Below are 26,540 nucleotides of genomic sequence, written 5' to 3' on the forward strand. Positions count from 1 at the left end.
AATGATCATCCTTAATGAAAATGATTTTGAAAAAGTAAGAATAGGATTAGAAGATAGAGTAAAGATACTTCCAACTTTTGTTCTTTCCGTATTGAATCAGTATATTTGTGGTACAGTTTATGCGGACTCCAGTACTTCTAGGACAGTATTGATTGGAACAGAATCTGGTGTTTTTTTCGTTATAGGCAATGAGGACAATCACCATTTTAATGATTGTCTTTTTGATTTATATAGTCAAAGAAAAAAGAAAAATTTACGATTTACTTTATTTTCTTCAAATGAAAACTGGGATTGTATAATTAAAGATCGGTTTAAAAATAATGTTAAGCAGATGAGCAGATTTTCTTTTAATTATGAAAGTAAGAAACAAATGGCTGATAAGGTATTGGCCAAGGAGTATTCCATAAGGAGAATTGATGAAGAATTGCTAGTAAATAGCACGGAATTTAATGAAGATTATTATAAAGAATACTGGGGAACTGTATCTAATTTCAGAAAAAATGGATTTGGTTACTGCATCCTCCATAACGGCAAAGTAGTAAGCGAATGTACGTCTATTTTTTCTTCACATGATTACTCAGAAATGGATATTGCAACTCATAAAGAGTATAGAGGTCAAGGATTAGCTTCTATTATAGCTACTGCCTTTATTAATCACTGCCTCGAAAATCATATAATCCCACGTTGGGATTGTGACATTGGAAATAAATCATCAATAAAATTAGCAAGGAATTTGGGGTTTGTAAATCCTGTGCAATATTCTATTTTTATATAAATATCCAATTCTATCTAAAAAGCATTGTTAGCATGGGTCTTTAATTCCTGAATAATGAAAAAAATGCAATTACGAAAGGGCATCACAATCTACTTGCAAAAATCAGCATAGTATATTTTGAATTTATGCTGAGAGGAGGGAGATTTGGAAGAAAGCATCTTCCACAAATAATTTAGAAGATTTAATGACATAATGCTATTTATTATAGCAATAAATGTCAAAAAAACTGTGTTTTAGTATGTTATCTTGTGTTTAAGGAGGTGTAGAAATGAGCTGCAGCCACATTATACAAAAAACGATTGAATATGTTGAGAACCATTTGCAAGAAGAGTTGTCTTTAGAAGATATTGCTCATGCAGCTGGGTTTTCAAAGTTTCATTTTCATCGTCTTTTTCAAAAAGAGGTTGGGTTGTCTGTTTCTGAATATACACGATATCGAAGAATTGCTAATTCAGCTCATATGTTACTTTATACGGATGAAAGGATAATAGACATCGCCTTTTATTATCGTTTTGAAACACAAGAGTCATTTACCCGTTCTTTTAAAAAATATTATCAATTACCACCAGGACAATACCGTAAAGTTATAGGGAAAGTGATCTTACAAAAGGAGGGAACAAAGTTGAAAAATGAACAATCGCTGAAGGGGTGGCATTTAAGCGGGAGTCATCCTTTTAATTACCAGATGGGAATTGATCGGGAAATTTTTAATAAAGGAAAGGGTTCGGGATTTTTAAAATCAGTTACTGTACAATCTCAAGGGGAATTTGCAACGATGATGCAAGAATTTAAAGCAGATAAGTACCTCAATAAAAGGATAAAGCTCTCCGGGTTTTTAAAAGCAAAGGATATCGATGGATTTTGTGGATTTTGGATGAGAGTAGATAATGCGCTACAAGATGTTTTGCAATTTGATAATATGGGTGACCGCCCTATCGTTAATGATACGGATTGGAATCATTATTCTATTGTTCTAGATGTACCTGAAAATAGCGCAGTGATTTCGTTCGGAGTACTGCTGTCCGGGAAGGGGCATGTATGGATTGATGAATTAAAATTTATGGAAGTTGATAAAAATACACCAACGACTCATATTGATTTCGCTGGTGATGATCTTATAGAGGAACCAACAAATTTATCATTTGAAGAGTAACCGGTAAGAGCAGGAATAATATGTACAAATGAAAATCAATCGACGGAAGGATACCATTCAGGAATAAATGTGGTAGAAAATATCCCTGAATAAGTAGTAGAAGCTTAAATAAGTTAAGTGATAATGGTAGTGTCGCTTGTTGGGATGAAATTAGTAACGGCTAAAACAACTGGAGTACCTTCTTGAATAGTTGAACCAGCAGGTACTGTAATGACTAATTGACCGACACCTGTCCCACCAGGAGTATACGCTAACAAGGCATCCATTTGCAGCACACCATTTATATAAACATTAAAGTAACTATTATCTGCTGCTAAAATAGGAAGTGTAGCTGCTGCTGCTCCTGTGTCAGTCCAGAATTCTTCAACTGCAATTATTAAAGTGCCTGCACCAGTTGTGGCACCAGCTTCAGTAAAGAACCTTTCGACTGAAGGAAACGTATTAACAGTTGAAACGGCAGTAATAGCAAGTTTCATTATTTGAAGCGGCATATAAAAACCCCTTTTCTAAGTTTTTATATACTATGGAAAAAATATTGGTATGCATAGACATTTGTGCAGTTGCCGAAAGCACATTTTAAGTACTAACTTATAAAATATAGAGGAATCAATAACTTTTGGGGGTGAAAGGGAATTGTTAAATAAAAGTAGAAATACTATAAATAATTTATCAAGTCCGTTTCTAACCATCCCCATTATACCTTCAGAAGAGGTTCGTTATCGCCTTCCTAAAAAAGTGAAAGTCTATGAGTATTACTCAATTTCAGATGGACATTGCAGAGTATTTAAAGAAGCGGATGGTGTTAAGGAATTAGGCAAACAAGAAATTTTAGATCCAAACGATGTTTCGTACATGAATCTTTTTGTAAATGGAGTGTTACAACCTAAAGAAAGTTACGATGTCCAAAGGGGAGTAATTAAGCTAAACACATTAGACGTACCGCCAAAAGGAGCGCCAGTCATCCTGCAGATGTTTATAGTATGAAATTAATTGATGTAAACTTTTTAAATAAAAAAGCGAAAAATCGAAAAAAACTGGTTGTCCTCAAAAGAGACAACCAGTCGTTTGTTTACATTATTGAGCTGTTAAACCACCATCAGCTACGAATTCAGAACCTGTAGAATAGCTTGATTCTTCAGAAGCTAGGAATAAAACCAGATTTGTTATTTCTTCTGACTGTGCAACACGTTTAAGAGGAATATGTTTTGCAAATTCCTTAATGACTTCCACAGCATCGCCTGTTGTAATCATTGGTGTTTCAATTACACCTGGGTGTACAGAGTTAACGCGAATGCCATATCTAGAAAAATCAATGGCCGCTGCTTTTGTCATCCCACGAACAGCAAATTTTGTATCTGTATAGCCGATAGCTCCAGCTACTAAACCATTCATAGAAGAAATATTAACGATTGATCCGTTTTCTGTTTTCTTCATTGATGATACGACAGTTTTCATTCCTAAGAATACTGATACTTGGTTGATATTGACGATTTTTAAATATTGATCTAAAGAAGTTTCTTCAATAGAGTTGTTCAAACTGATACCAGCATTATTTACTAAAATATTTACAGGTCCAAATGCCTTTTCTGTTTCAGAAACGACGTTTTCCCAATCTGCCTGACTTGTTACATCTTGTTTAATAAACATAGCATTTTCCCCAAGCTCATTTGCAAGAGCTGTACCTGCTTGTTCGTTTAAATCAGTTAGGACAACTTTTGCGCCCTCTTCTACAAATTTACGAGCATGAGAAGCTCCCATACCGCCTGCTGCACCGGTAACAATTGCCACTTTATTAAGTAATCTTTCCATACTAACACCTCTTTTTTGAATTTGATAGTTTAACTATCAATATGTGCAGGTATATTCTATCCCATTTGTTCAACTTTAACAAGAAGAAAGAAAAAGGGAATACACGACAAGAGTTAGACCACGGTAAATTTGTTCCAATCTTTTTCATAGACAAGAATCATCATCTGTATAGTATATCCAGAAAAAGTCCATTTAATAGGGTCTATATTTTTTGTTTACATAATGAATAGATTAACGTATACTAATGAAATCAATTAAAGTACTTTAATTAAAGTAGTTATATTAAAGTAGTTTGATTAAAATGAATCTTTAGTTAGGATGGATGCAACAAATGAAATTTACTCAATTCTTGAAAACACAAGGTGCAATTGCTGCCATATTCATGGGGATATTCTATTGCCTTTGTATGCTAGGCATATTCCTGCCAGGTTATACCGCAATTCCAGGTAATATCGACAAATTGCCGATTGCCATCGTCAACGATGATGCTGGAGAATACGGAGAGAAGATAGCCAGCCAATTACAAGAAAACTTACCGTTTAAAGAAATACAAACGGATATAACCAATAAACAAGCATTAAAAGAGTTAAATAAAAATGATTTAGCGTTAGTCGTACACATCCCGAAAACATTCTCAGCGGATATGCAAAACGGCGAAACATCATCTAGTATCGACTTTACTATTAATGAAGCAGGGGCAACTGTTGTATCTTCTTCAATGACGTCAATTGTTGCAGAAATTAACAACCAGTTGAGTGCCCAATTCTCTCAGCAAACAGCTCAGGGCGTATTAATGAACTTTAATTTACCTGAAGATCAAGCTGCTGATATGGCAAAACAAATTGAAACAGCTTATGCAGGAAATATCGTGACTATCAATGAAGTACCAGATGGTATGCATAACAATATGCTGCCGATGTTCTTAACGATGGCAGGATATGTTGGAGCCATGATCGGTGCGATGCAATTAATATCTTCATTTAGACAAAGCCGTGTAAAAGCGAGCAAAACACGTTTATTCATGTATGTACAATTAACTGCGATATTGATTGCCGTTATTTCGTCATTGGTTGCGCTAGGCATAACTTATTTAGTTAATGATCCAAGCGGAGATCTATTCTTTAGTACGTTAGGTCAACAAATTTTAAACTATATGGTCTGTTTCAATTTCACAGCTATTTTGATTTTCTTAGTTGGTGATGGCGGTATGGTTTTAAATATTCCAATTTTATTAACACAAACCATTGCAAATGGAGCCACAATTACACGGGATATGATGTATGCACCATATGAATGGATGAGCTACATCTCACCAATGTATTATTCAGTGCAGGCATACTATGCAAATCTTTATAGCAGCATTAGTCCAAGTCCATATCTATGGTCTATGGTTGCTGTCGGTCTAGGTGCGATGCTCATCAATATTCTTATCGTTGCATTTGTTCACAAAAAAGAACCAGTAGAGATTCAAGCGATTGAAACAGATGCTGCTTAAATGATGGTTAGTTTGCTATAATAAGGATAATTCTTCTTGAAGGAGCGTAAAGAATGTCCATACAAGTTTTTATATTGTGCAAACTGATAGAAGGTAACAATTATCCTTATAAACTAAAAAAACTGCTTTCCCATCCGATTCCATTTGATGAATTTGGTGGACTGACAGAAAGCAAACTGTATTACCATTTCGATTCCTTAGCAAAACATGGGTTCATTGAAACAGTAGAAGTCATAAAAGAAGACCATAGACCGGATAAACAAGTGTTTGGAATTACAAATAAAGGCCGTGAAGAATTACCAAAAAAAATCTACAAGTTGTTTGAGAATGCTGTTTCTATTAGTGATATGTTGGTAGGACTTGCCTATATCAAGCATGTGGATCGTGATCAGGTAGTAAAGATACTAGAAAAAAACCTAAAAGAATTCAGGACTCGCCGAGAATATATCTTGGATTTTGAAAAACAAATTCGGAAAGACCAAGTGAAAGAAAACTTTTTGAATTATCTTCAAGGCTACTATTCAAGTAAATCGGAGCATACAATTTATTGGCTTGAAGAGTTAATTAAACAGATTCAAGAAAAGAAAATATAAGAATAGACCCCAGCTCCTTTCAAAGGAGCTGGGGTTTTATGTCGAAGAATCATCTATGAATAGGGAACCTTCTGAGTAGCCTATATTTCAATTTTTCTACTTTTGCTGAGAACAAGTGCAAATAGTATGAGTAAGCTTAAAATACCAATAAAGTATTGTAGAGGAGAAAGGGGGTTTGAACCAACCATGACTGGATAGAAGTAACCAGGAAAGTTTTCAATTAGACTGGAAAGAAATTTATTATCAGTACCTATTACCACATTTGACAAAATATTATGAACGAAAAGTAATGAAGCTGTCAAAATAACATATACTGCAGCACTCCGAATCCCATGTAATATTAAAACATATACGAATAAAAAATAAGTTAACACTAGAAGGAAGACGTTGGTAAAGAATCCAAGAAGGAAGGGCACCGTTAAATCTCCCGGTACTCCGAGGTGACTTGCAGCTAGAATCATCAATAATCCTACTGTTGCATAGAGGAAACTCACGAGTAGTGAAATATAGATATTGGCTAGTACATAGTTCTTTCTGTTTTGCTTTGAGTTGTTAATCAAAGAGATTGTCTTAGATGAATAATCTCTATTAACAAAGTAAAGTGGGTGCAATACAGCTGCAAGCATGCCCAACATGCAATAAAAGTTTGAGACATGTTTTATCCCAAACGAGGTATTTCCCTCTAGGATAAAATAAACCATGATTAGTGCGGGTCCTAATCCTGCTAATATTCCCACAGCTAAATGGCCCTTCTTAAATAGTTCACCCATATTGTAACTAACATAATGTTTAATATTTAGAATCATGATATTCGCCTCTAAGTTTAGACATATACACATTACGAAGCGTTTTCTTTTCTGCAGTAAAATCAACTAACCTTACTCCCAATTGATTAAGAAAATTAATAATTTCAGTATTTTCAGCAGTTGTTTCAATTTGGAGTGTGCTTTCATTTGAATGAATGATGTCTCCAAACATTTGATGTTCGATAAACATTGCTAATTCAGTAGCATTAGCAAATGATAGTTTTAGAATATTCAGTCTTTTGTTGTTAAATTGTTCTTCTTCTCGAATGGTGCCTTTTTCTAATATAAAGACTCGATCACATATGGTTTCAATATCTTCTAACTTATGGCTGGAAATTAAGATTCCAACATTCCACTCTTTTGATAATTTTTTTAATTGTTGTAATACCTCGAGGGATGTTTCTATATCCATGCTGTTTGTCGGTTCATCTAATACGACATAATTTGGCTTATTCAAAAGACTGATGACTACCCCTAATTTTTGCTTCATTCCCAGGGAGTATTCCTTCACCTTTTTATTTAATACATCAACTAATTGAAGACCCTTTAGAAGCTCTTCGTATTCACTAAACTTGAAGGTATTCCCATAGATTTTTGAGAAATAGGACAAATGGGCTAATCCAGTCATATTATTGAATAGTTTGGGTTCTTCAATCAAGTATCCGACGGAACTGTTACATTCAACAGTTCCATCGAAAGTCTGAATGATTTGCGTAATCACCTTCATAAGTGTGCTTTTCCCCGCGCCATTACGACCAATTAGACCAACGATTTCCCCTTTTTTAAAATCAAAAGATAGTTCTTTTAGAACGACAGATTCTCCATATTTTTTAGTAACTGATTTTATCAGCATTTACTAATCTCCTTTCCTCTTTTAATTTAGGAAATCTTTTTTATATCGAATAGCTAGATAGATTCCCCCAGCGATGAATGCTAGAGAATACTTAAATAAAAAGAATAGTTGCCACATATATTCTTTCGGAAAAATCATGTCTAATAAAATGACTACAGCAAACATTATGTAAGTGCTCTTTAAGTAGATTGAACTTGTTCTTTCGTCAGTTTTGCCTATCTTACTTCTATATACAAATACAAGTATTACTCCGATGATTATCAGGCCTAAACCGCCAACAAGCATCATATTCCAATGATCGTTGGATTCCTCCACCCAAATTTTAAATGGATGAAAGATTTTTTCTGTGATCTTTCCTGTAATCGAATTATCTTTCATTTTGAATCGGCTCCTTTCAGATAAGTAAAAATATCGGTAACATCCACTTTAAAGAAATCGGCAATGCGAAAAGCAAGCAGTAACGTAGGTACATAATTTCCTTTTTCCATTACGAAGATGGTTTGTTTTGAGACACCAACTTTTTCTGCCAATTCTTGCTGAGACATTCTGGCAAGTACTCGATATTCGTAGACTTTATTTGATATCGAATCGCCAAAATCCTTCTTCATATTTATCACCTCTTTAAAAAAACATAAATCAATCTATTCTAAAAGTAAAGTAAACTTATACAATGTTAAAAATTAATTATATTTAAGGCGTGGTTTTTAAACACAAATGGAAATCTATTTTACATACGATGGAGAGTATTTATACTCAAATGGAAATTCATATAGGCCGATGAAGGCATTCCTAGAGGCATCTTGGAATGAACAAGGTGGCAGAGTGGCAGAATATAATGTGAAGTTAATTTGACGCTGAAACGGCAAATAAATTGCTGGAATCATACGAATGTTCAGGGTATTTATCAAAATGGTTTTTGTCAGATTTTTTTGTGGTAAATAATTATCTTATGTTGTATGATAGTTTTCAGGTATTTATTATTCCGATTTCTTTAATCGGGATTTAGGGGGATTAAGTATGATTGGTTATGTGTTATTGAATATTGCTATTATGATTATTCTTTTAGCGGTTTTGTTCTATATGAATAGAAAACACGTTTCGTTTACAAAAAGAGTATTTACGGCATTAGGATTAGGAATTTTATTTGGACTTCTCTTACAGTATTTTTATGAACCTAATTCAGATGCAATTGTTCAATCGGCTGACTGGTTTAACATAGTTGGTTCAGGATACGTTAAGTTCCTGCAAATGATTGTTATGCCGCTTGTATTTATCTCAATATTGTCTGCATTCACTAGATTGAAACTAACGAGTAATATCGGTAAAATTAGTTTCTTAATTATTGGGATATTAATCGTTACAACTGGGATTGCAGCTGCTATAGGAATTACGGCTGCTACTGTATTTAACTTAGAAGCTGTTCAAATCGAACAGGGTGATGCAGAAGTTAGTCGTGGAGATCAAATTACGGAATCTTACGGAACGATTCAAGAAAAAACGATGCCGCAGCAAATTATAGAATTAATTCCTGCTAATCCATTCCTGGATTTAACAGGAGCGCGCCCGACCTCGACTATTTCGGTTGTTATTTTTGCAGCCTTCTTGGGAATCGCTTATTTAGGTGTTAGAAGAAAACAACCGGAACAAGCTGAATTTTTCGCGAAAATTGTAGACACGTTACACAGTATTATAATGCGAGTCGTTACATTGATTCTACGTTTGACACCTTATGGAATCTTAGCCATTATGACGAAGACTGTTGCAACTAGTGATCTAGATGCCATTCTAAAATTAGGTAAATTTGTAGGTGCTTCTTATGTGGCCCTTCTGATTATGTTCGGCATTCATCTATTATTACTGTTGGCCGCTGGATTAAATCCGGTGACCTATGTCAGAAAAGCTTTTCCAGTTCTATCTTTCGCTTTTACCGCACGTACTAGTGCTGGGGCGTTACCGTTAAATATACAAACACAGAAACAATTAGGCGTGTCTGAGGGGATTGCCAACTTTGCTGGTTCATTTGGACTTTCAATAGGTCAGAATGGCTGTGCAGGTATTTACCCAGCGATGCTGGCTGTGATGATTGCTCCAACTGTTGGAATCAACCCATTGACACCATCTTTTATTGCAACATTAATTATCATTGTTGCAATCAGTTCATTTGGGGTTGCAGGAGTAGGCGGAGGAGCAACGTTTGCCGCGATTTTAGTGTTATCTGCAATGAACTTACCAGTCGCCTTAGCTGGTCTGCTAATCTCAGTTGAACCGTTGATTGATATGGGAAGAACAGCTTTAAATGTCAGCGGAAGTATGACTTCGGGAATCCTGACCAGTAAAGTAACAGGTGACTTAGATAAAGAGATGTACAGCGATGGTTCATTAAAAGCTGAAGCTGATATGTAAAATATAAAAAACGCTGTCGAGATATTGTCTCGGCAGCGTTTTTGTTTAAATTTAAACTACATCAAGCGGGAACTTATACTTTTTTCTTATCCTGTGCTGCCGCCTTATCTACACTTGCCTCAGCTAGAATATAAATGGCTACTGATGCGAAGTTGGTTATGATTGCTGTGATTTGAGCAATTTCATTTTCCCCAAAGTTAAAGGCCATTAATAGGGAACCAATAAAAGCGGCAATGAGTACCCAGAATTTTCGTGAAGCTAGTTTCTTTATGATTTGTTCTTTGGTCATTTTTCATCACCCTCCATACTGATAATCTATGATGATGTTGTATAATGGCTTGTACATATTAATTAGGAAACATGAACTTTCAACTTTAACTCAACAAATTTTATTAGCAAACGTACAAGCATGAGTATGTCCTCGTCATACTCTATATTGAGGTGATTATTTTGGTGAAAATATATATAGATCCAGGACATGGAGGCTCAGATCCAGGGGCAGTGGGAAATGGGTTGAAGGAAAAAAATCTGACTTTACAAATTTCAACGCGAGTAAAAGAGATTCTCAGTAAAGAATACCAGGATGTTTCTATCAAAATGAGCAGAACGGAAGATACGTTCCCATCTTTATCTGACCGAACCAACCAAGCCAATGCATGGGGGGCTGATTTTTTCCTTTCGATCCATATCAACTCCGGCGGCGGAACAGGTTTTGAAAGTTATATATATCCTAGTTCAGGAGCTCCTGCGACTACGTACCAATCTGCAATCCACGCTGAAGTATTGAAGTTGGTAAACTATACCGACCGCGGTTCGAAAACGGCCAATTTTCATGTGCTTAGAAAATCGACTATGCCGGCTCTCTTAACGGAAAATGGTTTCATCGATTCTAGCAGTGATGCATCTAAGTTAAAAACAGCCTCGTTCATAGAAGCTCTTGCCAGAGGACATGTTAATGGGGTAGTAAAGGCATTTTCTTTGAAGAAGGTACAAGAGCATGAGAACATTGAAAAAAAGACGTTTCATACGGTTGTTAAAGGAGATACATTCTATTCCATTGCAAAAGAATACGATACAACGGTGGCTCGTCTAGAAGTATTGAATCCAACCATTGATCCAACCGCTCTTCCTATAGGTAAGAAACTAGTCGTACGTGTAATAGAAACGATTTATTATATAGTGAAAAAAGGAGATACGGTTTCCGCACTTGCTGAAGAGTATGGAAGCAGTACTAATAAGATAAAGACTTGGAATAATCTTGACAGCAACTATACCATCCAAATTGGGCAAAGATTACGAGTAAAATAAAGCGAAAAAATCGGAGTAAAAAAAATATTTCGATTTATTACATTTATATTTAAAAAATAATCGACAAAAATCGACAATGAGGTTATAATAACTTGAAGGTAATTCTTGCAGGAATTGCTTTCTTTTTACTCATGTGCAGCCAGACGCCCCTAAAACGTCTGGCTGTTTTAATACTCAATTATCGACACCGCTCATAAAAGGAGCAGGTGTTTTTTTTTTGCTTTTTATTTCTCATGATTTGTACAGATTTATAATTTACATGAAAAAGTAAGCATATATTTCTTTGTACTACGAGAAAGATGGGGTGGAGAGATGGTTGAGGATATAAGAATATTATCTCCATGTGGAATGTTGGGGTATGGATTTCCGATTGAATCATTCATGAATGGGATAAAAGAAAAACCACATGGAATTATTGTTGATGCAGGGTCGACAGATGCAGGTCCTCATAAGTTAGGAGCTGGGGTATCGATTGTAAGTAGAAGAGCAGCTAAGAAAGACTTGGAAATCATTATCACCAACGGGACAGTCAATAAAATCCCTATTATCATCGGATCTGCCGGTGGGGCAGGTGCGAAAAAGCATGTTGATTGGACGTTAGATATTATTGATCAAATATTCCAAGAGCATACTATTTCGGCTAAAGTAGCGGTTATCTGGGGGGATATACCGAACGATATGGTGATGACGGCTAATGACTTGGGAAAAGTAACCCCATTAAGTCCCAATATTAAGCCTATGACAAATGATATTATTAGGGAAACCAATGGTATTGTTGCTCAAATGGGGCATGAACCGATACTTGAAGCTTTAGAGAACGGTGCTGATATCATTGTTTGTGGAAGAGCTTATGATCCTGCTCCTTTTGCAGCTTTAGGGATCTTTCACAAAAAGGATCCTGGTCTAGCCTATCATCTGGGAAAAATCTTAGAATGCGGCGCACTATGTGCGGAACCTGGCACTACCAAAGATTGTATTATGGGAACATTAAAGAATGACTGTTTTACGGTTAAGTCTCTAAATCCTAACAGAAGATGTACGTCAATTAGTGTTGCCGCGCACACGTTTTATGAGAAAGAACATCCTTATATTCTTCATGGTCCTGGCTTTATCTTGAATTTAAAGAATTGTTGTTATAAAGAGGATGAAGGAGTAGTTGAAGTGTCCAACAGTCAATACATTCCAATCAAACCCTATTTAATTAAGCTAGAGGGAGCAAGGCAAGCGGGGTATCGTACGGTGGTCATTGCCGGGGTAAGGGACCCAATTTTGATTAATCATATAGAAGAAATAGAAAAAGAAGTTGAAGCCCAAGTACAAAGATATTATGATGAAATCCCAACAGAAGACTACACCATTCGATTTTATAATTATGGAATGAATGCAGTTCTTGGCGAAAAAGAAAAAGAAAGGTTTACGGGGCATGAAATTGGTGTTTTACTTGAAGTAACTGGTAATTCGCAAGAAATAGCAAACAGTATTTGTGCAACTGCACGGTCAACTTTACTGCATTATGGTTTGGAAAACAGAAAGTCTACTGCAGGGAACCTTGCCTTTCCATTTGCTCCAAGTGATATTGAATTTGGACCTGTCTATGAATTTTCCGTTTATCATTTGATGGAAGTGGATGTAAACCCTTTCAAGATTGAATACAGACAGGTGAACAAATGAGAACTTTATATGAGCTTGCTAAAGTTTTAAGAAGCAAAAATTCAGGTCCGTTTGAACTCACTCTGGATATTTTATTTGACAGTATCGAGGATTACCAGTTGGTAAAGGATTCAGGAAAGATCTCAGTGAATGCAATTTGTGATTTGTATAATCTATCAAAGGAGGAAGTCAGACATCTAGTTTTTTATGATCAAGCATTAGGAGTGAAAATTACGATTTTACGAGATATCCCTTCAGGCTCCATTGGGGATCGAGATGTTTACGGAGCACAGCAGCATGCACCATTGATGAATATTCGTTTTTGAAAAAAAGTGAACGTTCGACGACCAGATAGATAAAGGGGAGCACAGCTTATGAAAGAAAAGCGGTTATGGTTTCAGATAAAAAGAGATTGGGTCTTATATGCCATGTTGCTGCCAGCGTTAGTGTACTTTTCTATTTTCCATGTGATTCCTCTAATTGGTATGAAACTGGCTTTTCAAGATTATCGGATAATCGGCGACAACGTATGGGTGGGACTGAAACATTTTAACGTGTTATTTAGTTCTCCAGCTTTTTTAGATGTTCTAAAAAATACAATTATAATTAGTTCGATGAAAATAATATTTTTCTTCCCGGTACCAATCATTCTTTCACTCATTATTAACGAGGTAAGAAACGGTCCTTTTCGAAAATATGTTCAATCAGTCATTTATTTACCTCATTTTCTATCATGGGTAGTTATTACAGGTGTATGGATTAGTTTATTAAGCCCGGTGGATGGCGGAATAAATGTCATTCGCAACTTCTTTCAATTACCTTCGTTAGACTATATGACTAGTAAAGACCATATTCGATGGGTATTGGTAATCTCAGAAACTTGGCGTAGTGCTGGATGGGATTCCATCATCTATTTGGCGGCCATTATGAAAATAAGCCCTGGTTTATATGAAGCGGCTAAAATCGATGGGGCGACGAGTCTTCAGCAAATGAGATATATCACCATACCTGAACTACTAAGCACCGTGGTAACAGTGTTTATACTTAACTTAGGCTTTTTTATGAATGCAGGTTTTGACCAAGTCTTTAATATGATTAATGACTCAGTCATTAGTGTCATTGATATTCTGGATACGTACGTGTACCGTATTGGAATCTTGAATGGTCAATATGCCTATGCAACAGCAGCCAGTTTGTTCAAAGGCGTCATTGGGGTTATTTTAATTCTTAGTACTCATTTTATCTCGAAAAAAGTTAGTGGAAAGGGAGTGTGGTGAAAATGAGAAAGCTGAAAAAACTTACTTGGACGACAGCCATTATCTACGGCATTCTCTTTCTCGTTTCACTATCTATCCTTATTCCAATCTTAAATCTACTGGCCATGTCATTTTCAGATCCTTTAAGAGTTCATGAGTTGAAGGGTCTGGATATATTTCCAAAAGGATTTTCATTAATCAATTACGAAGTGTTATTTTCAAATCCTCTGATTGTCAGGAGCATATTTAACAGTTTGTTCATCACTGCTGCTGGTACGGCGTTAAATCTTTTTTTAACCGCGATGGCAGCCTATGTATTAGCAAGGACAAACTTTGTTGGAAAACGCTTGGTCATTCTATTTTTAATTGTCATTATGGTCTTTGAACCAGGCCTAATTCCTGAATATCTGCTCGTTAAAGATCTAGGATTATTGGATTCCTATTTATCACTTATTTTATATAAAGCAATCAATGTTTTTTACTTATTTATTTTAATGAGATTCTTTGAAGATGTGCCAGATAGTATTTTGGAAGCAGCAAGAATAGATGGTGCAGGTCATTTTAAAATTTTCACGAAAATTATGCTGCCGTTGTCTAAGCCAGGTCTAGCTACCTTAGGATTATTCTATGCCATTTACCACTGGAACGAGTATTTTCGAGCAACCATTTATTTAACTGATCCTAATAAATGGCCGCTTCAAGTGGTCCTTCGGCAATTTGTTGTCGAGCGTGATAATACATCATTGCTTGGTGCACAAAATGTCCTTTCTTATGAACAAGTGGCAGCGTTAGACTTTGGTTCCCTTCAGGCTGGCACCATTATCATTTCGATGGTTCCATTACTGGTTTTCTATCCGATCATTCTTAAATATTACGCTAAGGGTGCACTCGAAGGAGGAGTAAAGGATTAATTGGTATACATTATTTTTGAAAGAATAAAAGAGGGGGAATTATTTTGAAAAAATTAGCTATATTCATATTTACATTGTTATTAGTACTTACTACGGCTGCCTGTTCAGATAAAACAGCAAAAGAAAACGAGGAAGATTCAGGAGGTACAAAAACGATAAAGGTAGTGTACAAAGATGAAGGGCCCTCTAACCCAGTGGCTAAAACCTATTATGCTAACCTAGAAAAGGCTCTGAAAAAGGATGAAAAATTAGATGTTAAGTTTGAATTGGTGGAAATGCCGCAGGGAACTTATTCTGAAAAATTAAATTTGCTGCTTCTCAGCGGAGAGATTCCAGATTTAATTTATTTTCAAGGCGGCGATCAGCAAATGGTTGAACAGCAATTATTAGAGGATCTAACGCCATATATTGAGAAATCTACTTATATTAAAAAAATTATGGGGACACATAATCTGGAAAGAATGAAGAATTATCCATATTTATTATGGGTTAAGCCATTGGATTCTAAAACACCCGTTATCCGGAAGGATTGGCTGGAGCAGACGGCAAGTTCAAAAGAATTAATGGAAAATCCAACAGTAGATAACTACTATACGTTCTTCAAGGAACTCGTGGCTCAATCGTCTGAAGGTAAGCCTAAATATGCCATTACCACTGCAGGGGATATTGGGGAGCTTGATTATCTATTTGAAATGGCCTTTGGAATTAACCAAACTTGGTTAAAAAATGGTTCAGACTATGAATATTCGAAAGTATCAACAAAAGAAAAAGAGAAACTTGCTTTTTACAATAAGTTATATAAGGAAGGCTTGCTTGATCCACAGTATTTAACGAAACAATGGGATACCAAAGAAAAAGCGTTTTATGATGGCGAAACCGCGGTAATCGTTGGAACGAATGGTAAAGTGGTTGATATTTATAATGGGAAAATGAAACAGGTTAATGGCGATAATGCTGAAGTTTCCGTTCTACCCCCAGCAAAAGGTGAATTTCAAGGATATGCCCCGACTGATATTACCAAAGAATCACGCGGGTTAGCTATTTCATCTCAGTCTAAAAACAAGGATACGGTGTTCAAAATTCTAGATTATCTTGCAAGTCCTAAAGGTCAAATGTTTGATCGAATTGGCTTCGAAGGGGAGCACTACCAAGTTACTGATTCAGGCATTGAACTAAACGAGAAATATTATAATGAGTGGTATGCACGATACTGGGAGCCGGAAGAGTTTACAACTGAAAAACCGCTGAAAACTCCATTATTAAGTGAACCTGCTGAAAAATCTAGGGAACTTGCGAACGAATTTTACAGTGAGGATAATCTTTTTCTTATTCCAGAGGAGCTCGTGTCTAAATGGGATGCGATGGAAAACCTCTACAAAGAGTACGCCACGGATATTATTACAGGTAAACAGCCAATTGGGAACTTCGATAAGTTTGTCAGTGAGTGGAAGAAGGCAGGCGGCGATGAAGTAACTGAGTATGCGAATAAAAATATAAAATAAAGGAGTTCTATGGATGCCCTCATTTCAGGAAAAAGTCAGCGGGGTGATTTATTCAACCGCGCTTGGCGATGCATTAGGTGCTCCTATTGAAAAGTTAAGTTACCAGGAGATTAAAGATCGATATGGCCGTGTGGAATCACTTAAGACAGAGTGGTATAAAACAAATAGCCAGGAGACAATGGGGAAAAGACGTGGAAATGGAATTACAACAGATGATACCCTATTGACAATCGTTTTAATAAACCTTTTTATAAAGGAAAAAAGGCACCTAGATGCATATGATATGGGGAATGGTTTTGTTAAGAGGATAGCCTTTGAACCGACCTATATTCCAGAGTTCGATAAAAAAGCGATGATTATCGATCGATTGTTTTATCCTGAAAAATATATCTTTATCCGTCATGTTCTAGCTAATTGTGAACCTAGGGAAGGCGGGCTTGGCAATATGGTTAATTGCGGTGCCGCTATGTATATCGCACCAATCGGCATTGTGAATGCAGGAAATCCGAAAGCCGCATATGATGAAGCGATATTATTTGCGATGGGACATCAAAACAGCTATGGATTAGAAGCAGCCGGTGTATTAGCAGCATGCGTAGCTAAAGCATTTGAACCTGATGTGACAGTCAATGATATTATTGAAACCGCTCTTATACTGGCTAAGGATGGAACCAGGATGGCCATTGAAGAGCTGACGCGTGCAGCAAGAGAACTCAAAGCTCGTGCAGCTGGCATGGATGAAGTAATGGAAGTGTTCAAAGGTATTCTTGCTGTCTATTCGCCTATGAAGGATGATGTTAAACGTACCAGTGAGAAGCTGGGTATCCCTGCGAACCACTATACACCCAGCAGATTATTTTCTATTGAAGAACTGCCAATTGCACTTGCCTTTATTGTATTAAATAACGGGGAGTACTACCAATCCATCTATGATGGGGTTAATTCTGGAAGAGATACTGATTCAATCGGTGTCATGATTGGGGTTATCCTTGGAGCAATGTACGGAGATTCTGTCATAAAGAAAACGGATAAACAGCTGCTTGAAACAATAAACAAAACGAATTACAAAGAGGTAGCTGAGCAATTTGCTTCTGTAGCTGAAAGTATAATTAAGAAAGACATTTTAATGAATGAAAAAAGAAGAAAACTATTTTAAGGCTGCTGCAGATGTGCACGGGAGGGATTTTATGATTCCTGAGAGATATTTAGAAAAGTTATATGCGGGTGTACTGGGGATGAACAGCGGAATTAGACTAGGTGCCCCTCTCGAACCATTAGAGTGGACGGCAGAAAGAATCCAACAGGTGCACGGCGATATAAAAGGCTATGTAAAAGACTATAAGACGTTTTCAGCAGATGATGATGCCAATGGCCCGATTTTTTTTATCCGATCATTATATGACGAAGCGAAGGATAAGGAGATCGAGGCGGAGGATGTTGGGAAGACCTGGATGAATTATTGCCGTGAAGGAATCGGAATGATTTGGTGGGGCGGAGAAGATATAAGTACAGAGCATCGAGCGTTCACGAATCTTCAGAAAGGGATAAAAGCTCCGCAATCTGGTTCGGCCAAGGTGAATGGTGTGGTCATGGCTGAACAAATTGGCGGACAAATTTTTATTGACAGCTGGGGATTAATCTTTCCTGATGCTATAGAAAAAGCGGCGCATTATGCGGAAGTTGCCGCAAGTGTTTCACATGATTTGAATGGTCTATACGGTGCGAGATTTATGGCAGCCTGTATTTCCAACGCTTTCTCTGCTCAATCTATAAACGAAGTTCTGCAAACCGGATTAAGTATGATTCCAAGTGATTCGACGTATGCGAAAATGGTTAGAGCGGTCACCAACTTTCACCAAAAAAATCCGGCTAATTTTCGATTATGCCGTCAATATTTAGAAGAGTTCTGGGGGTATGATAAATACCCTGGAATCTGTCATATTATCCCGAATGCCGCGGTATGTGTGTTAGCGCTCCTATATGGAGAAGGAAATTTTTCGAAAACCATAGAAATTGCTGTAATGTGTGGATGGGATACCGACTGCAATGCAGGAACTGTTGGAACCATTACAGGGGTTCTAACAGGGCTTGAAGGGATCCCGGAGCATTATCGAAAACCCATTAATGATTCGATTGTTGCTTCAAGTGTTTCTGGGTATTTAAATATTGTTGATTTACCGACATTTACACAGGAATTGGCTTTGCTTGGTTACCGTATGGCAGGGTTAGAACCTCCAGAAGAAGTACTAGAATCGATTAAAGAGGGTGATGTCTTCTTTAATTTTCACTTACCTGGTTCGACGCATGGGTTTAAAACAGATAATCCCTTCAAAGCGTTTCTTCGTCATAATAAACATGTCGGCGAAGGATCCTTAGAAGTAATTTTTGACAGAATGGTTGAAGGTGATGTGAGTAAGGTGTTTTATAAGCCTTTTTATCGCAGACAGGACTTCAATGATGAAAAATATAAACCGACATTTGCACCTAAAGCCTATTCAGGTCAAACGGTTTCCGTAGACTTTTTCTTAGATCAATGGCAAGGTGCAGGACTTGTTGTTACTCCGTATGTACGGATCACGGATAACCAAGAATGTTTGTACCTAACCAAATGTGAGCTGAATAATCAAGCATGGAATCACGTTGATTTTCAAATTCCAGATACAGCCGGATCGTTAATTGATGAAGTGGGATATAGAATTGAAAGTCCTTCAAATCTTACGTGTCGAGCGATAGGGGCTCTTTATGTGGATAACTTTCATATAAAAGGTCTGGTAGACTATTCAATCGCTTTTTCGAAGCAATTCGAGGAATTCGGCTCCTTGACTCCATTTGCACATAACAAGGGAAACTGGAAATTGGATGGACAGACGATGAAATATTCTGCTTCTGAAGACTGCTCCAGTTATACAGGTAATTACTATACGAAAGATGCAGTTATTGAAGCCGTAATTACTCCAATCGTAGGTGTTAGTCATAAACTGATTTTTAGAGCTGAGGGTATCCAGCGTCAATATTTAATTGGATTTGATGGCATTCACCAGGTTTCACTTATAAAAAAGGATTTTGGTTATGAACGATTAATTACCGTCCCCTTTGAATGGAAGCATCATCAAGCCTATGTATATAAGGTCGAATACCATGAGAATAAAATTTGTTTTTTTATTGATGATGAAAAACTTATTGAATACAATGATTCAAGGTTCTCGAAAGGGATGTTCGGATTTGGCTGTCTAGAAAAAGGAGAAGCGGTAATTTCATCATTCAAAATTAAAGAAGTAGGGTAGGTTGGAAATGAGGCGGAGTTATCTCTGCCTCATTTCTTAGAAAAGAAAAAGGAGTTGGCAAATTTGAGTAAAAAAATTGGGTTTGCTTTTATGATTGTCATGATCATCATTTCTGCCATCTTTACTTCTGATTTTACCGTCCACGCAAAAAATCACGGAAAAAGTATGACTGTAGTGAATAACCTAACTTCGTATCAACTTACACATGATTCTACTCGTAATAATGATCAGCTTACTTATAAAGTCTATCTTCCGAAAGGGTACGATAAGCATCGTAAAAAAGCCTATCCGGTCATCTATTTACTGCATGGAAGCAATGGCAATGAAAACAGCTATGATGATTTTTGGAAAACGCTTGATAAGATGATTCAAAAAAAGACAATAGAACCAGTAATTGCGATCGTTCCTTCAACAGGTAACAGCTATTGGGTGGACTCAGAGAAATATGGCCACTATGAATCTGCTGTTATCAAAGATCTCATTCCAGCTATAGATAAAAAATACCACACTATCGCAAACCGTTCAGGAAGATATCTTACGGGTTACTCTATGGGCGGTTACGGCGCGCTTAGGTATTCTTTGGTTTATCCAGAACTGTTTTCAGGTACCGCTTTATTAAGTCCTGCTATTCAAAACCAAGAACCTCCAGAAACATCTGGTGCAGTACAAAGAGGGAGTTTTGGAGACCCATTTGATTTGGACCTGTGGAATGCTAAAAATTATCCAACTGCGATTGATTCATATGTTTTACAGCCATATAGGGTGCCAATCTACATTGCAACAGGAGATGATGATTGGAATCATCTAAGTGAAAAAGAAGAGTTACCATCTGATGCAGCTAAATATAATTTGGAAGTTCAAGCTGTCCAACTTTATCAGGAGCTTCATCGGAAAAATCTCTTTCAAGTGGATTTCCCAAAATGGGGAGACGTTCCATCAAGCCCGGCAGAACTTCGAATCATGGATGGCGGTCATGGTAAAGAGGTATGGCATCAAGGTTTTGAAGAAGGAGTGAAGTATTTATTTGACAAAAAAGGAAGTGAGCAATCCGCATCTGTTTACGATCCAAAACAATATCAGACTAAAAAGAACGGGAAGGTAACGACAGAAACCTTTACAGCATCCAGTCTGGTTAACGATTCTACTCCAGGGCTGGACCAGTTAACGTATAACATGTATCTGCCGCCTGGATATAATAAGAAAAATAAATACCCAGTGGTATATTTGCTGCACGGAAGCAGTGGAAATGCAGAAAGCTGGAATTCATTTTGGCCAATCATGGATAAAATGATAGAACAGAAGAAGACTCGTCCGTTTATAGCGATTGCACCGATAACTGGGAATAGCTATTGGGTTAATTCACATAAATATGGAGCAGTTGAGTCAGCCATTATCAACGATCTAATCCCTAAAATTGAGAAGGAACATAGTACGATAGCATCCAGGGAAGGCAGAGGGCTAATCGGTTTTTCTATGGGCGGTTATGGAGCCTTACGTTATTCGCTCACTTACCCTGACTTGTTTGCCGGTACGACTTTACTTAGCCCTGCTATTCAAGATAAGGTGGCCCCAGCTACTTCAGGAGCTGTAGAAAGAGGATCATTTGGAGAGCCTTTTGATTCGAAAGTCTGGGACGAACTCAATTACCCAGCTGCACTTAAACAATATAGTAAACAACCCAATCAGGTTCCCATCTTTATCGTAACGGGAGATGATGATTGGAACCATTTAAGCGAGCAAGAAGATTTACCAGAGGATGCGAACAAATATAATATGGAAGTGCAGGCGGTAAATCTATATCAAGCTCTTCACCGCTCAAATCTATACAACAAAGATTTTGAAAAGTGGGCGGATGTTCCAGGAAGTCCAGCAGAACTACGAATATTAAATGGAGGACATGGAATGTCAGTTTGGGCAGAGGGGTTTGAAAAGGGATTACAATATATGTTTAAAAATGGCTTAGGAAAAACTAAATAAGAAAAGTAACAGCCTTGACTTCCTCTCTCAAACCGTTTTTGATTAACGTAAAGGGGGGAAGATGAAATGCATAGCGTAACCATCATAGACAGCATTTTAACAGAATACAATACTCTATTTGTGAAAATAAAGGGATATGATTCGAACGGTAACCGACCCTTCGAAGGAGAAATAAAGTTTATCGGAGGAAGACCTTACGGGGATTTAGTCCATCACAAGAGATCAAGCCTGTCACCAGAGTGTCGAGACTATGTAATTGAAACATTAATGAGTAAATTCTTACGAGAAGAATTCTAAAAAGAGTAAGCATTAGAAAAGGTGAGAACTTCTAATGCTTACTCTTTTTAATTTATACAAGTACTCTAACGAAATTCTCTTATCATGGAGTAACCATTATATAAAGATTATAAAAATCTTTTAGTAGAAAAAAGTAAACAGAGTCCACAATGAAAAAATGAATAGATAGACCTGTTTTTTTATGGCTATTATAGATAGTAAAATAAGAAAATATAACTAAATTATATTTTCAGAATAATTATAGTCGACAATAACCGACAAGATATGGTATTATGATTTTGAAAGATCGTAATTCTATTGCTGGAATTGCTTTCTTTTTGTTCATGTGCAGCCTAACTCGCTCAAACGGGTTGGGCTGCATTTTTTTGTTAAAAAAATAAACCCTTTTTTAAGGGGTTTATCGAAAAACTTAGTCTTGTCGTGACCTTGCATACATTTTTGCTGCTCTTTTATCTGCTTTTTTTTCATTAACTACGAGTATCGCATGGATCACACCAGGTATCCATAGAAAGATACATAAAATTAAATTTAGAACGGCTTGTACAGGCTTACCTGACAATAAAACAGCAACAGGCGGTAAAAGAATGGCCAGTAAATACATCATTAAATGTTTCCTCCTATCCAATGTAACTAGATTTATTGGGATTGTGTATGCGTCAATTGTATCATAAAAGACCGTGGAAATTAGAGCGTATCAAAACTCCTTTTAATGGGAACGTGTCCCCATTTTGTGGGTCTTACGTCTAATAACATGAGTCTTTGGAAATAAATACTTGTAAACGCTTTAAAAAATAATAAAGCAAGGGAAATGATAAACATGAAAAATATAAAAAGACAATCTAATGTTGATGAAGGAAGTAACAACCATTCCTGTGTTAATTGTAAAAAATCCACAATTACCGCCCGATCATTGTATTGTATAGATCACTTTGAAGCATTTTTAGAAAAGGACAAAGTAACGGTGGGAAATTAGTTGTCGCCAGAAAGGGTTCGGACTGCTTCTACTAGATGAATGGAAATCCCCAATTTCTTGCTGAGATTGGGTTTTTTAATGTAGGAATTGACGATAGAGCTTAAAAGCTTGATTGGTAATAAAAGAATAAGGAGCTGATAACGAGCAGCAGGGATACATTTGAAAGCAGGCTTCGGAAATATTATGTGTTGAGTGAATATGGGGTGGAAATCTTTTTGCAGTTGAAAATGGAATGAATCAAAAACTCGAAAGAACTATATGTCTTATTAAAAGAGGATGATGAAGATGAATTTAATTGAGGTGTATATTCATGAAGTCGTTCGGAGGCTGCCTGAAAAAAAACGTCAATATATAGCCCTTGAATTATAGTCGACGATTGAAGATATGCTGCCCGAAGATTTCAGTGAAAAAGAGGGAAAGCAAGTTCTTGAAAATTTGGAGTCCAGTTATATTGGCCAGCGGGTACCCGACCAACCTAAGCATCTTATCGGCCCGCGCTATTATGATACGTATGTCACGGTATTAAAAATGATCGTGCCTATTGCCGCGATCTTTGCGATGATTTCGTTGATTGCCGTAATTTTTATGGGCTATCGAGAAGAGGAATCGATCCTCAGTACCTTTATAAATTTGTTTAGTTCATACTGATTTAAATTGCAGCTGCGATGCAGGTGCATTTTTTTGTGTTTCAGAAAGGTTGTCCACACAAAAAAGAGACATAAAGAATACTCTAAGATAGGGAGGTGTGGGATGGGGGATATTAAATGAATGAAGATATAAATAAAAAAAATAGGATCGTACAAAAAGAACTCATCATCCAGTTAAAAACCCTTATTGAACGAATTATCGCAGAACAAGAAAATATAGCAGCCCAATTAGATGTAGTAAAACAAGGAATTGAGCATATAATGGTCAGCCAACAAGAGCTACAAAATTTATTCAGCAGACAAATCCAAATAAACCATGATATTCATGCTGATAATAATAATATGATTTCTACACTCTTGAAAATTGTAGATTCTAACTCGAAGTCTAAAGCAAAATTAAAAGTAAAGACATTAGAGCTAGAAGAAAAGGTATTGCTTGGTATATTTGGTACTGGAGGATTGGCAGGAATAATTGCAGCAATTGTCAGTTTACTAAATAGCTGATTGAAAATAAAAGAAAGTAACATCTCCTAAATATGAATCTAGTTTATGTAATAGGATGATTTACATAAACTAGATTCTGAGATGGAGTTCTTAAAAAACTACATAAAAAAAGAGCAATTAAGCTCTCTTAGTGGATGGTTCTATATAAGCCGATTACTTTACCGAGCAGAGTAACATTGCGAAGAATAATCGGTTCCATACTCGAGTTTTCCGGTTGTAAACGGATATAGTCTTTTTCTTTAAAGAATCGTTTAACTGTTGCTTCATTTTCTTCTGTCATGGCAACGACAATATCTCCATTGTTTGCAGAACTTTGTTGTCTGACGATGACATAGTCCCCATCATGAATACCAGCTTCTATCATACTTTCTCCCATAATTTCAAGCATAAATACTTGATCATCATGCGCAACCATTGACTCTGGAAGTGGGAAATATTCTTCTATGTTCTCAATGGCTGTAATAGGCATACCAGCGGTTACTTTACCGAGTAAAGGAACATTAATAACATTGCTTTTAGGTATATTATTCATTTCTTCTTGACCGAGTATTTCTATGGCACGGGGCTTAGTTGGGTCTCTTCGGATTAATCCTTTACTTTCAAGACGGGAAAGATGACCATGAACCGTGGAACTGGATGCTAAACCTACAGCTTCTCCGATTTCTCTGACAGACGGCGGATATCCCTTGGAACGGACTTCATCTTTAATGAAATTTAAGATGTCTTGTTGGCGCTTTGATAGTTTAGTCATTTTGGCACCTCATTTGCTAATTTTTCTTACTATGATTATATCATGGCAAAATTAAAGATACAAACATAAGTTCTAATATCGCTTGACTAGAAACAAATGTTCGGTTTATAATCTAATTATAGCAAACGAACAAACATTCGCTTTTGGAGGGATTCTCATGAAGTCTTTATTTAAAAATTACACTTACACACTAGCCTTGGCTGGACTGGTAGCAATTATTTCATTATTATTTTCCTTAAATATAAATCCAGAAAAAATGGATGAATATCTTTCTGTGACATTAAAAGAAACCGATAACGTGTCGACAATTGTTGAACAATACAATACTGGGGAATTGACAAAGCGGCAATTCATTGATTGGATAGAAGAGAATAATAGAGTTTATGCCAATACACTGGAACCGGGAGATACAATTGTGATTCCTGTATCGCAAAACCATGAGGTTATAAAGGTTGCCAGCCGAGATTAACATAAGTATGTAAAGAAGTGTTTTTGTAGAAAAATGAAATATTTATAAAAGAGGTTGGATGTCAGCATGAAAGCAGTTATTTACTGCCGGGTGAGCACCGAAAAAGAAAGCCAAGAAACCTCCCTGGCAAGGCAAGAAGAAGAGTTAGTCAAGATGGCATCAAAATGGAATTTTGAAGTAGCGGCCATTATTAAAGAACAAGCAAGCGGGTATGACTTAGATCGGGATGGCATTTTTGAAATGCTCGATCTATTCAAATCTAAAAAAGCTGATACGCTGTTAATACAGGATGAGACTCGTTTAGGCCGCGGCAATGCGAAAATAGCGCTATTCCATGTAATAAATAAAGAATCAGTCAAAATTTTTTCAATGGCTCATGATGGGGAAATGGAATTGTCCGACTCGGATGCTATGGTCATTAAAATTGTAGGAATCGTGGAAGAATATCAAAGGAAGTTACATAATTTAAAAATTAAGCGCGGGATGCTGCGGGCAGTTGAAAAGGGGTATCGGCCACAGAAAAACCTTAGTAATAGAGGGAATATCGGTGGAAGAGAACGTAAAGAAGTACCTGTCGAGGAAATTGCTAAACTTCGTGCAAATGGTCTGACTTTTGAAGAAATTGCGGCGACACTGCGTGGATTTGGACATAAGGTTTCTAAGGCAACTGTGCATAGACGATTTCTGGAATTTGAAAAGCAGAAAGTAACCGAAACTGAATCGTAGAACTTGTTTTTTTATGTTTCTTTATATAACATGGCAGTATCATTTATATAAAGGAGTACAGTACAATTATGCTATCAAAAGAAAAAATGGCAAGGATTAATGAACTTTCAAGAAAGTCTAAAGATGCGGGTCTAACACAAGAAGAAGCCAAAGAGCAGACACAACTTAGAGGGGAATACCTTCAGACGTTTAGAAAGTCAATGGCAGATACCTTAGAGAATGTCACTGTGGTTGACCCTGAAGGTAATGACGTTACACCAGAAAAATTAAAAATGATAAAAGAAAATAAAAACAAACTTCATTGATTTACTGATTTAACTATTACTAAATTTAAGGGATAGAAATAAATCAGCTGTTAAGGGATTACATTTTGAATGTAATTCTTTTTTTAGTTCATT

30 protein-coding genes and 1 pseudogene are annotated in these 26,540 nt (G+C 36.6%); 22 read left to right on the forward strand and 9 right to left on the reverse strand.

Features of this window, described 5'->3' with window-relative positions:
• Position 1 precedes the first annotated feature (1 nt).
• Both MHI18_RS19570 and MHI18_RS19575 read left to right on the forward strand, forming a co-directional pair.
• Complete coding sequence (locus MHI18_RS19570; RefSeq protein WP_340849877.1) at positions 2 to 775, forward strand: GNAT family N-acetyltransferase; 774 nt, start codon at positions 2 to 4, stop codon at positions 773 to 775.
• Positions 776 to 1,043: 268 nt separating this feature from the next.
• Complete coding sequence (locus tag MHI18_RS19575; RefSeq protein ID WP_340849879.1) at positions 1,044 to 1,928, forward strand: helix-turn-helix transcriptional regulator; 885 nt, start codon at positions 1,044 to 1,046, stop codon at positions 1,926 to 1,928.
• 113 nt (positions 1,929 to 2,041) lie between these two features.
• Here the strand turns inward: MHI18_RS19575 and MHI18_RS19580 are convergent, their stop codons facing one another.
• Positions 2,042 to 2,419: a DUF4183 domain-containing protein gene (locus tag MHI18_RS19580; RefSeq protein ID WP_340849880.1), complete on the reverse strand. Its 378-nt coding sequence runs from the start codon at positions 2,417 to 2,419 to the stop codon at positions 2,042 to 2,044.
• Between the two features lie 142 nt (positions 2,420 to 2,561).
• Here MHI18_RS19580 and MHI18_RS19585 point away from each other — a divergent pair, with 142 nt between their 5' ends.
• Entirely contained in the window at positions 2,562 to 2,912 is a 351-nt protein-coding gene (locus MHI18_RS19585; protein WP_340849882.1) for a DUF4183 domain-containing protein, read from the forward strand.
• Positions 2,913 to 3,002: 90 nt separating this feature from the next.
• On the opposite strand, the gene MHI18_RS19590 is transcribed toward MHI18_RS19585, so the two are convergent.
• Complete coding sequence (locus tag MHI18_RS19590; protein ID WP_340849884.1) at positions 3,003 to 3,737, reverse strand: glucose 1-dehydrogenase; 735 nt, start codon at positions 3,735 to 3,737, stop codon at positions 3,003 to 3,005.
• Between the two features lie 331 nt (positions 3,738 to 4,068).
• Here MHI18_RS19590 and MHI18_RS19595 point away from each other — a divergent pair, with 331 nt between their 5' ends.
• Together MHI18_RS19595 and MHI18_RS19600 are read left to right on the forward strand one after the other, a co-directional pair.
• On the forward strand, positions 4,069 to 5,232 hold the full coding sequence (locus tag MHI18_RS19595; protein WP_340849885.1) for a YhgE/Pip domain-containing protein: 1,164 nt from the start codon (positions 4,069 to 4,071) through the stop codon (positions 5,230 to 5,232).
• Positions 5,233 to 5,285: 53 nt separating this feature from the next.
• Entirely contained in the window at positions 5,286 to 5,825 is a 540-nt protein-coding gene (locus MHI18_RS19600; protein WP_340849887.1) for a PadR family transcriptional regulator, read from the forward strand.
• A gap of 80 nt (positions 5,826 to 5,905) precedes the next feature.
• On the opposite strand, the gene MHI18_RS19605 is transcribed toward MHI18_RS19600, so the two are convergent.
• From MHI18_RS19605 to MHI18_RS19620, 4 genes are read right to left on the reverse strand one after another with little or no spacing between them, the layout of a single operon-like run.
• Positions 5,906 to 6,631, reverse strand: coding sequence for an ABC transporter permease (locus MHI18_RS19605; protein ID WP_340849890.1), 726 nt, complete (start codon positions 6,629 to 6,631; stop codon positions 5,906 to 5,908).
• The gene (locus MHI18_RS19610) at positions 6,615 to 7,484 is read right to left on the reverse strand and encodes an ABC transporter ATP-binding protein (protein WP_340849892.1); all 870 of its coding nucleotides are present in this window, start codon (positions 7,482 to 7,484) and stop codon (positions 6,615 to 6,617) included. The genes MHI18_RS19605 and MHI18_RS19610 overlap by 17 nt, the downstream gene beginning before the upstream one ends.
• Before the next feature lie 21 nt (positions 7,485 to 7,505).
• Positions 7,506 to 7,862 carry a DUF2178 domain-containing protein gene (locus MHI18_RS19615; RefSeq protein ID WP_340849894.1) on the reverse strand — a complete coding sequence of 119 codons (357 nt, stop codon included), beginning with the start codon at positions 7,860 to 7,862 and terminating at the stop codon, positions 7,506 to 7,508.
• Positions 7,859 to 8,092: a helix-turn-helix transcriptional regulator gene (locus MHI18_RS19620; protein WP_340849896.1), complete on the reverse strand. Its 234-nt coding sequence runs from the start codon at positions 8,090 to 8,092 to the stop codon at positions 7,859 to 7,861. The genes MHI18_RS19615 and MHI18_RS19620 overlap by 4 nt, the downstream gene beginning before the upstream one ends.
• A gap of 409 nt (positions 8,093 to 8,501) precedes the next feature.
• On the opposite strand from MHI18_RS19620, the gene MHI18_RS19625 reads away from it, so the two are divergent.
• Entirely contained in the window at positions 8,502 to 9,887 is a 1,386-nt protein-coding gene (locus MHI18_RS19625; protein ID WP_340849897.1) for an L-cystine transporter, read from the forward strand.
• Between the two features lie 73 nt (positions 9,888 to 9,960).
• On the opposite strand, the gene MHI18_RS19630 is transcribed toward MHI18_RS19625, so the two are convergent.
• Complete coding sequence (locus MHI18_RS19630) at positions 9,961 to 10,176, reverse strand: hypothetical protein (RefSeq protein WP_340849900.1); 216 nt, start codon at positions 10,174 to 10,176, stop codon at positions 9,961 to 9,963.
• A gap of 161 nt (positions 10,177 to 10,337) precedes the next feature.
• Here MHI18_RS19630 and MHI18_RS19635 point away from each other — a divergent pair, with 161 nt between their 5' ends.
• The 10 genes from MHI18_RS19635 (at position 10,338) to MHI18_RS19680 (ending at position 22,072) form a co-directional block, all read left to right on the forward strand.
• Positions 10,338 to 11,195: an N-acetylmuramoyl-L-alanine amidase gene (locus MHI18_RS19635; protein ID WP_340849902.1), complete on the forward strand. Its 858-nt coding sequence runs from the start codon at positions 10,338 to 10,340 to the stop codon at positions 11,193 to 11,195.
• 312 nt (positions 11,196 to 11,507) lie between these two features.
• Positions 11,508 to 12,866 (forward strand): acyclic terpene utilization AtuA family protein, encoded by a 1,359-nt coding sequence (locus MHI18_RS19640; protein ID WP_340849903.1) that lies wholly within the window; start codon positions 11,508 to 11,510, stop codon positions 12,864 to 12,866.
• Positions 12,863 to 13,171: a DUF4387 domain-containing protein gene (locus MHI18_RS19645; protein ID WP_340849905.1), complete on the forward strand. Its 309-nt coding sequence runs from the start codon at positions 12,863 to 12,865 to the stop codon at positions 13,169 to 13,171. The genes MHI18_RS19640 and MHI18_RS19645 overlap by 4 nt, the downstream gene beginning before the upstream one ends.
• A 48-nt stretch (positions 13,172 to 13,219) precedes the next feature.
• Positions 13,220 to 14,122 (forward strand): ABC transporter permease, encoded by a 903-nt coding sequence (locus tag MHI18_RS19650; RefSeq protein WP_340849906.1) that lies wholly within the window; start codon positions 13,220 to 13,222, stop codon positions 14,120 to 14,122.
• 11 nt (positions 14,123 to 14,133) lie between these two features.
• Positions 14,134 to 15,012, forward strand: a complete 879-nt coding sequence (locus tag MHI18_RS19655) for a carbohydrate ABC transporter permease (protein ID WP_340850340.1) — start codon at positions 14,134 to 14,136, stop codon at positions 15,010 to 15,012.
• Between the two features lie 44 nt (positions 15,013 to 15,056).
• Complete coding sequence (locus tag MHI18_RS19660) at positions 15,057 to 16,514, forward strand: extracellular solute-binding protein (protein ID WP_340849908.1); 1,458 nt, start codon at positions 15,057 to 15,059, stop codon at positions 16,512 to 16,514.
• Between the two features lie 13 nt (positions 16,515 to 16,527).
• On the forward strand, positions 16,528 to 17,670 hold the full coding sequence (locus MHI18_RS19665) for an ADP-ribosylglycohydrolase family protein (protein WP_340849909.1): 1,143 nt from the start codon (positions 16,528 to 16,530) through the stop codon (positions 17,668 to 17,670).
• The gene (locus tag MHI18_RS19670; RefSeq protein ID WP_340849911.1) at positions 17,645 to 19,798 is read left to right on the forward strand and encodes an ADP-ribosylglycohydrolase family protein; all 2,154 of its coding nucleotides are present in this window, start codon (positions 17,645 to 17,647) and stop codon (positions 19,796 to 19,798) included. Before MHI18_RS19665 ends, MHI18_RS19670 begins: the two co-directional genes overlap by 26 nt.
• Positions 19,799 to 19,861: 63 nt before the next feature.
• Entirely contained in the window at positions 19,862 to 21,775 is a 1,914-nt protein-coding gene (locus MHI18_RS19675; RefSeq protein WP_340849912.1) for an alpha/beta hydrolase, read from the forward strand.
• A 66-nt stretch (positions 21,776 to 21,841) separates the two neighbouring features.
• Positions 21,842 to 22,072, forward strand: a complete 231-nt coding sequence (locus MHI18_RS19680) for a hypothetical protein (protein ID WP_340849915.1) — start codon at positions 21,842 to 21,844, stop codon at positions 22,070 to 22,072.
• Between the two features lie 409 nt (positions 22,073 to 22,481).
• On the opposite strand, the gene MHI18_RS19685 is transcribed toward MHI18_RS19680, so the two are convergent.
• Positions 22,482 to 22,676, reverse strand: coding sequence for a YqaE/Pmp3 family membrane protein (locus MHI18_RS19685; RefSeq protein ID WP_340849916.1), 195 nt, complete (start codon positions 22,674 to 22,676; stop codon positions 22,482 to 22,484).
• Between the two features lie 491 nt (positions 22,677 to 23,167).
• Here MHI18_RS19685 and MHI18_RS19690 point away from each other — a divergent pair.
• The 3 genes and pseudogenes from MHI18_RS19690 to MHI18_RS19700 form a co-directional block, all read left to right on the forward strand.
• A pseudogene (locus MHI18_RS19690) lies at positions 23,168 to 23,344 on the forward strand (PadR family transcriptional regulator); the annotation flags it as partial.
• Between the two features lie 136 nt (positions 23,345 to 23,480).
• Entirely contained in the window at positions 23,481 to 23,693 is a 213-nt protein-coding gene (locus tag MHI18_RS19695; RefSeq protein WP_340849918.1) for a hypothetical protein, read from the forward strand.
• Positions 23,694 to 23,809: 116 nt separating this feature from the next.
• On the forward strand, positions 23,810 to 24,196 hold the full coding sequence (locus tag MHI18_RS19700; protein WP_340849920.1) for a hypothetical protein: 387 nt from the start codon (positions 23,810 to 23,812) through the stop codon (positions 24,194 to 24,196).
• Between the two features lie 127 nt (positions 24,197 to 24,323).
• Here the strand turns inward: MHI18_RS19700 and lexA are convergent, their stop codons facing one another.
• Positions 24,324 to 24,947, reverse strand: coding sequence for a transcriptional repressor LexA (gene lexA / locus MHI18_RS19705; protein WP_040375154.1), 624 nt, complete (start codon positions 24,945 to 24,947; stop codon positions 24,324 to 24,326).
• A gap of 157 nt (positions 24,948 to 25,104) precedes the next feature.
• Between lexA and yneA the strand changes: the two genes are divergently transcribed.
• The 3 genes from yneA (at position 25,105) to MHI18_RS19720 (ending at position 26,447) form a co-directional block, all read left to right on the forward strand.
• Positions 25,105 to 25,416, forward strand: coding sequence for a cell division suppressor protein YneA (gene yneA / locus MHI18_RS19710; RefSeq protein ID WP_340849924.1), 312 nt, complete (start codon positions 25,105 to 25,107; stop codon positions 25,414 to 25,416).
• Between the two features lie 66 nt (positions 25,417 to 25,482).
• Positions 25,483 to 26,142 carry a YneB family resolvase-like protein gene (locus MHI18_RS19715; protein ID WP_340849925.1) on the forward strand — a complete coding sequence of 220 codons (660 nt, stop codon included), beginning with the start codon at positions 25,483 to 25,485 and terminating at the stop codon, positions 26,140 to 26,142.
• Positions 26,143 to 26,210: 68 nt separating this feature from the next.
• Positions 26,211 to 26,447 carry a DUF896 domain-containing protein gene (locus MHI18_RS19720; protein WP_340849927.1) on the forward strand — a complete coding sequence of 79 codons (237 nt, stop codon included), beginning with the start codon at positions 26,211 to 26,213 and terminating at the stop codon, positions 26,445 to 26,447.
• Positions 26,448 to 26,540 lie beyond the last annotated feature (93 nt).

Source organism: Peribacillus sp. FSL H8-0477, assembly GCF_038002765.1.
Taxonomy (GTDB): domain Bacteria; phylum Bacillota; class Bacilli; order Bacillales; family DSM-1321; genus Peribacillus.